Here is a 7,127-nt window from a genome sequence, read left to right on the forward strand (position 1 = left end):
GACGGGGGTAAGTTCAGTGACGGCATTCTTGTGTGTGCTGCTGGAGAATGTCAATGAGGCGGGTCTGCGACCACGCAGGCGAGGTCTAGTGCGCAATGCTGATATCCTAATCGTTTGACAAAGGCCGCGTGTCAGCGATGAAGATCGATCTCGACCCCGTCCAGAACCTGGCGATCGCGATCCTGGTCCTTTACACGGGATCGTTCGTGATTTCGCGCAGCCGGTTCCTGCGTGAGCACAATATCCCGGTACCCGTCGTCGGTGGACTGCTGTTCGCGGCCATCACGGCCGTGCTCTATGGCTCCCTGGACATCCGTCCCGGATTCGACATGGCGCTCAAGGAACCGACGATGCTGGTCTTCTTCGCGACCATCGGGCTCGGTGCGGACCTGAAACTCCTGAAGCAGGGGGGCCGAGACTCCTGCTGTTCGCCATGATCTGTCTGGCCTATCTGATCTTTCAGGATGGCATCGGCGTTCCGACCGCGATGGGACTCGACCTCCATCCCCTGGTCGGGCTGCTCAGCGGATCGATCACCTTGTCGGGCGGACACGGTACCGGCGTGGCGTACGTCCAGCGGTTCTCCGATGTCAACAACCTCGCCGGGGCCATGGCCTGCGCCACTTACGGCCTGGTCCTGGGAGGCCTGATCGGCGGCCCCGTGGCGGGCAGGTTGATCCGCAAGCACGGATTGCGTCCCGCGACCCCGACTGGCAGAGGGCCTGTCGGGGAAGAGCCACAAGGCGGAGCCGATCGATAGCGCGCACTTTCTGTTGGCGCTGTTTTACGTCGTCGTCTGCCTGGACGTGATGGGGACGGGGCCGACGTACTGTCGAAGGACTTCTACAGGGCCGGATTCATCACGGAGGAGACCGTACGTCTGGGATATCGATTCCCCTGCACACGGGCGCAGCGAAGTCCGCCGGAAAGGCCGGATCACCACGAAGGGTGGGCTGCGCTGCCGTTCGCCGGCGCTGATTCCGGTGCGTGTCAGGCAGCCCCGCCCGGAGCCGGGGACGCGTCGTCCGCCTTCGAGAGGCGGATATCCAGCGGGCGCGAGGTGTCGATATGCACGTCGCGCTGCGGAAAGGCGATGGCGATGCCGGCCTCGTTCAGTTTCTCGTTGATCCGCTGGTGCAGGTCGCTGATGGTCGACAGGCGCGAGTCGAGCGAGTCGAGGTAGCAGCGCATGATCAGTGTCAGCGAACTTTCCGCGAATCCCTCGAAGGTGATCAGCGGGGCAGGGTCCTTCAACAGGTTTGGATTTTCTGCAGCGGCCTGCGCCATCAGGTCCATGGCCCTGCGGACCTCCGTACCATAGGCGACGCCGACCGTGATGACGATGCGGTTCATCTGGTCGGACAACGACCAGTTCAGCAACCGCCCGGTGATGAACTCCTTGTTGGGCACCAGCAGTTCCTGCTTATCCCAGTTGGTGATCGTGGTGGCGCGGATGCGGATGCGGGAGACCACGCCGGTCGTGTCGCCGACAGTGACAATGTCGCCGACCCGTACGGGCCGCTCGAACAGGATGATGATGCCACTGATGAAGTTGGCGACGATCTCCTGCAGGCCGAAGCCGAGGCCGACGCTCAGTGCGGCGACCAGCCACTTGAGTTCCCCCCAGCTTCCGCCGAGTATGGAAAACACGGTCATGATTCCGGCGGCGACCAGTACGTAACTCAACAGCGTGGTGATGGCGTAACATGCGCCTGGGCCGATCGAGAGCCGCTGCAACACGGCGATCTCCAGCAGGCCGGGCAGGTTCTTGACCGCGACGGTGGTGAAGAATGTCAGCACGATCGCGAGCCCCAGGTCCGCGAGCGTGATCGGCACCACCTTCGTCACGCCGTCCACGATCTGTTCGTGTTGCCACAGCGAGATCTTGTCGAGTATTCCTAACGCCGGGAGCACTTCCGACCAGATCCACCACAAGCCGATCACGGCCGATATCCCGAGGGCCATGTTCAGTAGTTTCCGCGTCTGCGAATCGATCGCCTCGATGTCGATGCGCCAAGCATCGACATCGAGGCTCTCGCGCTCGACAGGAGATGCGTCGCTTTCCTTCTTGTCGTCAGCCTCTCGCCGTTCCCTGTCGAGACGCATCTTCAGTCTTCTGCGTGCGAGTCCCAGCCACCTAAGGGCGAGTTCACGCGCGACGATCAGACCGAGGACGAGCCACAACGTGTTGACCAATCGCAGGGTCAGGGTCCCCGCCGTGTAGAAGTACCCGACCAAGGCCAGCCCGGCCAGTGCCAGCGGGGCCGCGACGGCGAGAGGAAACCATACCCACCTGAGACGATTCAGGAGTCCAGCCCGATTGGAATTGAGGTAGTTGCCCGCGGGCCCCTTCGACGGATGCAGGACCGCGATCAGGAAACGCGTGATCACGAGCATGATCAGGACATAGGCCACCAGACCGAGGCTCGAGCTGTAGAGCGGGTCTACATGGTCGGTCGCTGTCGCGGCGACGAAGGCGCCCGGTACGGCGAACAGGATCAGTTGCCGGATCTGGTGCCTCAGAACCGCCAGGCTGGATTGCGACCACCGGAAGTGGCCCTCGGCGACACCCCTGGGAGCGCAATAGATCTGGAACACGCGGAGGTTGAATAGAATCGGAGCGGTTACGGAAAGACCGTCACCAACGGCACGGGCGAAAACGGCGGAGCGGTTCGCGTACTCGAGACGGTAGCCGACCCGGGCGATCAGCAGGGCCGAGGGGACCGCAAGCAGGAGCGTGACCAGCAGACCGAGCAATGTCCTGGAGATCGAGTCCGATTCGCTGCCGACCGAGCGGGTGGTGCCGCGGAGTACATTCCAGAACCGCACGCGGAATCCCAGGAGCGTACCGAAGACGAGCAGCACGCCCGCCGATAGCAGCGGCTGCGTGCGAATGTCGAGACCGATCTCGCCCAGGACCTCGAGCCACCCTTGTGGGGACGTGATCCACAACAACCCGTCCGGCAAGCCGGTCAGCGTCCTGCGATTGACCGGTCTGTCGCTGGGTATCCACAGCAGGTTCTCGCCCAGGAAGTCGTCGTAGGCCCTGACGATCTCGTTCAGCTGTAGGTGGGCGAAGTCGACTTCGCCCAGTGTGCGCAGGTAGGCGCGTTCGGTCGATAGTGTCTTGTCCAGCAGATCACGACGCGTCTTGAGCAGCGGCCGGGCGTCATTGCGGACCGCCTGCATCTGTCCCGGCGCGACCCCGGTGACACGCTCATCGACGGCCGCGTCCAGGTTACCCAGTTTCCTCCGTTCCTCTGCGTGCTGGATCTGTCTGAGCTCGATGTTGACGATCTCACGTTCGCGGGCCGACGCCGCTTTCCTGAATTCCTCGATGTCAGGGAGGTTGCGGCGCTGGTCCTGCAGGATCTTGCCGAGGACCTGGCTGAGTCCGACGATCTTCAGCTTCTGTTGTGCGTCCTTGAGGTCGTGCTCGATGGCGCTCGCCTTCGCGTCCAGCTCGCTCTTCTCGTTGGAGGACTGTTCGAGGGCGTGTGTCGTCTTCTGGAGGAATTCCGTGAGATCCGCGTTCTCGGCCGCCAGTTCTCGCACAACCGGATGCTTGTCCCGTGCCGCCAGCTGCTCCTCGGCTGCCTGTACCTTGATCTCGGTCACTTCGTCCCGGCGGCGGCTGCTTACCAGCTGGTCCAGGTACTGAATCCGGGCCTTCAGGTTCTCGACGCTGAGGGTCGTGCGGTCGATCTGCGCCTTGAGCAGGTCCACTCGCGCCGGTTGGCTGAGCAGTTCCTGGTCCAACATATTGACCTCGGCGCTGAGCGCGCGCTGGCGTGTGGTCAGTTCCTTTTTCACCGCGTCTTTCATCGCGGGCGCCTCGGGAGACGAGGATTCCGTGCTGAGTTGTTCGTCGACGTCCTCCTGCTCCTGCTTTGCTTCGCCGAGACGTTTGCGCACCGCATCCGGCCGGTCATTCTGCTCCGAAAGGTTCTTTTCGAACTCGGCGAGCTTCGCTTCGACGGCGGAGAGGTCCGCCTGCTCCTTCAGCAGCCTCTGCTCGAGTTCCGCGAGCGGCGTGGATTCCGAGATTTCCGCCTTCAGTGGCACCAGGGGATCGGAGGGTTGCGATTCGAGCTGCTCGAGTTCCGAGCGCATCCTCTTCGTTTCCGCCGGTGTCTTGGAGCGTGACTGCGTGAACTGCTCCGCGGAATCCTGATAGGATTTCGCCTGTTCCAGATTGCTGATCGCGCGGCGGTAGGTCTCCACGATCCGGTTTCTGGTTTCCTCTTCCAGATCGGTTGTGGCCTCGATTTCCTCGATCTGCGCCTCGATCTGCCCCTTCATGATGGTTGGCAGCGCGGGTGTGGCACCCGTCGCTTCCACGGCCGCGCTGGTTACGCAGGGAGCGACGAATAGAACCACGAGAAACGCAACGCCGGTACAAGAGGCAAGAGGTTTCATTGCTTGGATCCGGAAGACTGACGTGTTGGCGGCACTGGATTGCGGCACCGTACCCGAAGACGAGCGGACGCTGCAATAATCCCTGTTGGGCGGCCAGCGGCCGGCGGCGGGCCTGCAGCGACACGGCTTGCTATCCTTGTCTGCTTTCAATTCAGTCAGCAAGCCTCGGTTCGCCGTCATCGGGGATTTGCCGTCAAGGACGGAGTCATGGGATGAAGCACTCGGGAGGGATCTATCTGCTGGCGGCCTTGACCGGTGCGATTGCGGGGCTGTGGGGCGCGGTGTTTCATTTCCTGTTGGACCGGCTGGACGCGGGGCGACTTCTGCTTCGGGAAAGCCTGCAAGGCGCTGAACTGCCGGGTTGGGCAGTGATGATGGCGCTGGGCGCGGTGATGGTTGGCACGGCGTTGTGGCTGGTTCGCCGCTTCGCCCCGGACGCCGGGGGCAGCGGCATACAGGAGATCGAGGGCGTGCTGGGTGGTGGCGCGCGGCGGCTCGACTGGAAGCGACTGCTGCCGGTGAAGTTCGTGGCCGGGGGTCTGGCGATAGGATCCGGAATGATCCTGGGGCGGGAGGGGCCAACCATCCATATGGGTGGCGCGCTGGGGGCCATGGTCGGCGCATGGGCGAGGTTGAACGAGGCAGGCGCGCGGACATTGATTGCCGCTGGCGCGGGAGCGGGGCTGACTGCGGCGTTCAACGCCCCGCTGGCCGGGATCGTGTTCGTCATCGAGGAGATGCGCGAGGCGTTTGAGTTCAACTTCGTTACCTTCAACGCGGTCGTGCTGACCTGCTGTGTCGCCGAGGTGGTCAACGGGGCCTGGCTCGGGCAGGGGCCTCTCCTGCCACTGATCGATTTTCCGGCGCCCTCCCTGAGTGACTTGACGCTGTTCGCCGTTCTCGGCATAGCGGTTGGGATCTTCGGGGTCTTCTTCGAACAGGTTCTGATAGGAGCCCTGGACTGGTTCGAGGGCTTTGGGGATATCAATCCGTTCGTTGTCGGCGCTGCGGTCGGCGCGGTGACCGGGGCGCTCGCGTGGTTTCTACCGGCCCTGACCGGGGGGGGCGAGCGTCTGGTGGAAGATTTGATAGGTTCGCAGTTCGCGCTGGGATCGCTGGGTTTTTTGATACTTGCGCGTACGTTGACGACCGTACTTTCCTACGGCAGCGGTGTGCCGGGTGGGATCTTTGCCCCCATGCTGGCGCTCGGGACCCTGGCCGGTCTGATTTTCGGGTCCGGCGTGGAGCAACTGTTCCCGGGAAACGGGGTAGCGCCCGGCAGCTTTGTGGTTGCGGCAATGGGGGCACTGTTCGCCGCAACGGTACAGGCGCCGCTTACAGGGATCATTCTCGTCATCGAACTGACGAACAACCATCAGATGATTCTCGCCATCATCGTGACCTGCCTGACAGCGAGTCTGACCGCGGCGGCCCTTGGCGGCAGACCGGTGTACCGGGTATTGCTCGAGCGTTGCCGAGCCAGGCGATAGGGACAATACCGCCGGATCGGGGGACAGGCGAAGCTGCGTGACCGAGGGCAAGAAAAGGGTGCCCGCGAAAAATATGAGTTGCTAATATAAGTATTTGCTAATATACTGCGCTCACTTGATTACACAGGTTTACTTTTCAACCTTACGAGACTATCGGAGATCTACTATGAAAAAGGCAATTGCTATCGCCGCCGTTCTGGCTGCTTCCGCGACTTCCGCTCAGGCCTGGTGGGGTCCTTTCTTCGGAAATGGACTCGGCGACGGCTTCGGTGGCGGTGACTTCAGCTTCAACATGAGTGCGCGCGGCAACGGCCGTGGGCACGGCTACGGCTACGGTTACGACGCCCCGTACTACTACGGTGCTCCCTACTACGGCGCTCCGTACTACGGCGCTCCGGCCGCTCCCGTTGCTCCTTACGCTCCGGCTGCTCCCGTCGCCGAGGCCAAGTAAGTCCGATTCGATCATCGATCGAAGTCGCGCTTGAGAACGCGGATGGTGCTCTGCACCATCCGCTTTTTTCGTTGTGGATTCCGATCGGAAAACCGGAACCGCTCTACCCTCCCTGCCTAGCCTAATCGTGTTTCCGGCACCGGCCGGAGGTGACGCGGGAACCCCCGCTTCCGCCTTGTTGAATTTGCCCCGGTCCGACGCGGACCCGAACCCGCGCAAGGCTCGTCTATTAGGCGCAGCAAGAACCTCCCCGCCCCCTGAGCGACGACAATCGCTCGTCTCGTTTGATGAAGGACAACCGCCCCCGTTCTCGCAACAATGGGTCACGATCACCAAGCAGGAGCACATCGATCTCAGCGATCTGGCGGACGAGGAGAAAAGCCGTCCAACCTGCGGACTCCCCCATTTGCCCACCGCGGCACTGGACGATTACAGCGATATGATTGAGGTCGAGGTGAAGACCCATGTCCGTCACATTCGACGCCGCGCTGATATCCGCAACCCCGGCTGCACTGTGAGGATACCCCGGCCATCCTCGCCGCCCCGCCACCGCCGCGTGTGATTTCCCGCAGCGATTATGATGTCAGCTTCTGGGTTGAGGTCATCCTGGGTAAATACCGCGACGACCAACCCACCAACCGGTATCTGCAGGACCTGAAAGACCAGGGACTGGCGGTCTCGCCCGGAACGGTTGCCGGTGGCCTGCAAGCCATCGCTTCGCTGTTCGAGCCCATTGTGGAGGCTTTGTACTGCCAGCAGATGAGCGA

The 7,127-nt window shown here is 62.5% G+C and carries 4 protein-coding genes and 1 pseudogene; 4 read left to right on the forward strand and 1 reads right to left on the reverse strand.

The window, feature by feature from the left end:
- The first annotated feature begins 137 nt into the window (after positions 1-137).
- Positions 138-760, forward strand: a pseudogene (locus tag LJE91_11495) (sodium/glutamate symporter).
- Between the two features lie 230 nt (positions 761-990).
- Here LJE91_11495 and LJE91_11500 read toward each other — a convergent pair.
- A complete protein-coding gene (locus tag LJE91_11500; protein MCG6869318.1) occupies positions 991-4,419 on the reverse strand; it encodes a mechanosensitive ion channel in 3,429 nt (1,142 codons plus the stop codon).
- Positions 4,420-4,631: 212 nt separating this feature from the next.
- On the opposite strand from LJE91_11500, the gene clcA reads away from it, so the two are divergent.
- The 3 genes from clcA to LJE91_11515 all read left to right on the forward strand — a co-directional run.
- On the forward strand, positions 4,632-5,909 hold the full coding sequence (gene clcA / locus LJE91_11505; GenBank protein ID MCG6869319.1) for a H(+)/Cl(-) exchange transporter ClcA: 1,278 nt from the start codon (positions 4,632-4,634) through the stop codon (positions 5,907-5,909).
- Between the two features lie 166 nt (positions 5,910-6,075).
- Positions 6,076-6,360: a sulfur globule protein CV1 gene (locus LJE91_11510; protein ID MCG6869320.1), complete on the forward strand. Its 285-nt coding sequence runs from the start codon at positions 6,076-6,078 to the stop codon at positions 6,358-6,360.
- 558 nt (positions 6,361-6,918) lie between these two features.
- Positions 6,919-7,127: transposase (locus LJE91_11515; GenBank protein MCG6869321.1), on the forward strand; the 209-nt coding region annotated here is incomplete at its 3' end.

The organism is Gammaproteobacteria bacterium (assembly GCA_022340215.1).
Lineage (GTDB): Bacteria > Pseudomonadota > Gammaproteobacteria > JAJDOJ01 > JAJDOJ01 > JAJDOJ01.